This is a genomic window from Moorena sp. SIO4A1 (assembly GCF_010672065.1).
In the GTDB taxonomy this organism is placed as follows: Bacteria; Cyanobacteriota; Cyanobacteriia; order Cyanobacteriales; family Coleofasciculaceae; genus Moorena.
This window is the reverse complement of record NZ_JAAHHX010001101.1, coordinates 1-1,000: the sequence shown is the minus strand read 5'-3', so window position 1 is coordinate 1,000 and position 1,000 is coordinate 1. Positions and strand designations below refer to the sequence as shown.

Genomic DNA, 1,000 nt, shown 5'->3' with positions numbered 1-1,000 from the left:
CAAACTCAAACTCTCAAAACCCAAACTCAAGACTATCAAAAACAAGCTCACTATCTAAATAGTAAGGTACAAAGCTTAGATATCAACGCTTCTACTATAGAGAAAAAACTTAATGCTCTTATAGAATCAGACCCAGTCGCCTTGGGAGATATAGTTGAACGGATCAATAACTTAACTCAAGATAGTAATCAGTTGATTACTATCTCTAGAAGTATCGAAGAAGTGGCTAGTTCACAGATTAAACTGGAGAGTGGAGAAATTTCTGTTAGGGAAGGGAATTTATCAAAAGGTGATGGCAGACGAAGAATATCAGGTGAGAAAAAGTTTAATACGAACTTTTCTTCCGATCCTGTGGTTTATATTGCTTTAAACGATATCGATAGTGATAATGATGAAAATCTCCGATTAAAAGTTGATGTAACTCATGTCAATCGAGAGGGGTTTCATTATGTATTGGAAACCTGGGGAGACACGCGGGTTTACAGCGCTAATGCAAGTTGGTTTGCCTATGGCAAATAAATCAGATCGATTTCAGTTTAATAATTATAATTGAATGCTGTCTGTCAAGGAAAATGGATTCAGCGCTGCATCGCTATACCCTATACCCTATACCCTATACCCTATACCCTATACCCTATACCCTATTCCCTATTCCCTATTCCCGGCTTGCAGCGCTATAGTTTGTCGAGCAACGAATTCGGTCAGGGGAAATAGTTTTGCTTATCCCCTTTCCCTTTGTCTAGCCTTAACCTGAAATCAATAGACTATTGGTTTTCTTCTGTCTTCCCCTTGCTGTTACCGGGAGAAGAATTGTATATAGCGTCTAACTGTTGGCGAGCATCTTCAACGGTCATTGACCGCATTACTAAGAGGGGTTCATTGATAGGGTTGCCACTATCATCAAGCAGTTCCGGGTGCGGTACTGACTTAGCAGGAGATGGATTGGCATTCACTTGATTCCGACCCCATTGGGCGGGTGATTTTCCCGATGCTGAGAAAG

Annotated in this window: 2 protein-coding genes; one reads left to right on the top strand and one right to left on the bottom strand. The window is 40.7% G+C overall.

Features of this window, described 5'->3' with window-relative positions; genetic code table 11:
- Nucleotides 1-519, top strand: a 519-nt coding sequence (locus tag F6K53_RS45580; protein ID WP_293087866.1) for an H-type lectin domain-containing protein, incomplete at its 5' end; no start/stop codon positions are given.
- 245 nt (nt 520-764) lie between these two features.
- Here the strand turns inward: F6K53_RS45580 and F6K53_RS45575 are convergent.
- A partial coding sequence (locus F6K53_RS45575; protein ID WP_293087863.1) for a DUF2973 domain-containing protein occupies nt 765-1,000 on the bottom strand: 236 nt, incomplete at its 5' end.